This window comes from Halorubrum tibetense (genome assembly GCF_042661865.1).
Lineage (GTDB): Archaea > Halobacteriota > Halobacteria > Halobacteriales > Haloferacaceae > Halorubrum > Halorubrum tibetense.
In genome coordinates this window covers 1-1986 of sequence record NZ_JBHSWW010000371.1, presented here as the reverse complement: position 1 = coordinate 1986, position 1986 = coordinate 1, and the positions used below count along the sequence as shown (strand labels likewise).

The following is a 1986-nucleotide window of genomic DNA, read 5'->3' as shown; positions in this document are numbered from 1 at the left end:
GGCCACTCGCGGTGAGCGTCGCCGCCGCGCCGCCGCCGATCACGAGGGCGTCGTCCGGCGCACTCCACGTCGTTCGCGGGGACGGGAGGGTCTCGAACGCCGCCGCAAACGACGGTTCCTCGACCGCCGTCGTACGACTGACGAGCGTCGCGGACGACGCCGATCGCGCCGGTTTCATTGAAAAGGGATCGGGCCCGGGGGCTATTAAGGGTGTCAACTCCGGCGGTCGTGGCAGCGATTCCGCGATCAGCTGTACCGCTCCTCGTTCCACGGGTTCGCGGTGTCGCTGTACCCCCGCTTCTCCCAGTAGCCGAGCTCGCGCTCGGTCAGGAACTCGACACCTGAGACCCACTTCGCCCCCTTATACGCGTACTTGTGCGGGGTGACGACGCGGACCGGCCCGCCGTGATCCGCGGGGAGGTCGTCGCCGTCGTAGCCGTACGCGAACAACACGCCGTCGCGCGTACACTCCGCGAGCGGGAGGTTCGTCGTGTACCCGTCGAGCGCGTGAAAGAGGACGTGTTCGGCGTCGTCGTGGACGCCCGCCCGGTCGACGATCTCCGCGAACTCGACGCCGGTGAACACACAGTCGAGCTTGCTCCACCCCGTCACGCAGTGGAAGTCCTGTCGCTGCGTCGCCGCGGGGAGCTCGCGGAGCGCCGCGAGCGAGAGCGTCAGAGGCGTCTCGACGGCACCCCAGACCTCGAACCGGTCCGCCTCCGGGTCCCACGAGGGCGTTCCGCTCTTCGAGAGCACCGGGAACCGGTCCGTCTCCCGTTGGCCCGGCGGAACTCGCTCCCCGCCGTACGACGTGTAGATATCGGTGAGGTCCTCGATAACAGCGCTCGCGTCGCCGGTCGGTTCGCCATCGGCCGCCTCCGTCTCGGCCGTCGCCCCGTCGGCTCCGGTGTCGGTCATACCTCCCGTAGCAGCCGGAGCAAGGTAGTGGTACCGCTCTCGGGGTCGCGGACCAGGGGAGATCCACAAAACAGTAACTGTGAATCGTATATCGAAAACTCGATTTTCAGTATTAGTAGGATCTATTCGAGATACACACATCTCCGACGCTACATTTATATACTCTATCCCATTAGACCTGAACAGCAAATGCCACGAGTGGAGATAACCGTCCCGGAGCACCTGGAGATGCAGATCACGCAGATGGTAGAGCAGGGCGAGTTCCTCAACCGCGAGGAGGCGATCGAGGAGCTGCTGTCGACGGGTATCAAGGCGTTCAAAACGAGCGGACCGATGGACGAGGACGACTCCGGCGGGTTCGAGGACGAGGGGATGATGGGTCACGAAGACGAGTACGTCTTTTAAGTACACCCGTTCACGTCGAGAATCCGACTCCGGTCGATCCCCGTTTCGTTTGTTTCCGCTGTCCCGCCCCGTTCCTGCCTCGGTACCGCTTATAAATACTCCGCCGCGGCCGCCGCCGCCCGCTGCCCGCCCTCCATCGCCCCTTGGATCGCCGACCACTCGGTGTACTCCCCGGCGAGAACCACCGGCCCGTCCGGGTCGTCCGGGTCGGGAAGTCCCGCGTGAACGCCCGGCGGCTGCGCGAACTGGGCGAACGGGATCCGGTCGACCGCGACCGTCTCGATCCCCTCGAACCCCCGCTCGGGGTACCACGCCGTCAGCGCGTCGCGAACGTCCTCGCGGAGCGCGTCGTCGTCGCGGTCGAGAGCGTCCTCGCCGAGGAACGTCGCACCGAGCAGGGCGCGGTCCGCGGAGGCGTACTCGGATGCGACCTCGCTCATCGGGACGACCGCGTTCGGCGCGTCGTCGGCCGCGTTGAGCAGGATCCGCTTGCCCGTCCCGAACTCGACCCCAGCCGGAAGCGTGTACCACGCGGTGACGTTCGGGACGCCGTCGGACGGGACCGTTTCGACGCCCGTCAGCTTCCGCGCCTCCGGCGGTGTGGTCGCGACCACGACGACGCTTGCGTCGAGCGTCTCGCCGCCCAGCAGCTCGACGCGCGCG

At 66.9% G+C, this 1986-nt stretch carries 3 protein-coding genes and 1 pseudogene; 1 reads left to right on the top strand and 3 read right to left on the bottom strand.

Annotated features, from left to right (window positions below; translation table 11 throughout):
* Positions 1-178, bottom strand: a pseudogene (locus tag ACFQEU_RS15165) (isochorismate synthase); the annotation flags it as partial.
* Between the two features lie 68 nt (positions 179-246).
* Complete coding sequence (locus tag ACFQEU_RS15160) at positions 247-918, bottom strand: sulfite oxidase-like oxidoreductase (protein WP_379783509.1); 672 nt, start codon at positions 916-918, stop codon at positions 247-249.
* Between the two features lie 189 nt (positions 919-1107).
* On the opposite strand from ACFQEU_RS15160, the gene ACFQEU_RS15155 reads away from it, so the two are divergent.
* Positions 1108-1323 (top strand): DUF7120 family protein, encoded by a 216-nt coding sequence (locus ACFQEU_RS15155; protein ID WP_379783507.1) that lies wholly within the window; start codon positions 1108-1110, stop codon positions 1321-1323.
* Between the two features lie 89 nt (positions 1324-1412).
* Here ACFQEU_RS15155 and ACFQEU_RS15150 read toward each other — a convergent pair.
* Positions 1413-1986 (bottom strand): FAD-dependent oxidoreductase (locus tag ACFQEU_RS15150; RefSeq protein ID WP_379783505.1); only part of this gene is annotated, 574 nt, incomplete at its 5' end.

Coding starts and splice junctions, on each gene's coding strand:
- ACFQEU_RS15155 (WP_379783507.1), top strand. CDS start 1,108: ATGCCACGAGTGGAGATAACCGTCCCGGAGCACCTGGAGATGCAGATC.
- ACFQEU_RS15160 (WP_379783509.1), bottom strand. CDS start 918: ATGACCGACACCGGAGCCGACGGGGCGACGGCCGAGACGGAGGCGGCC.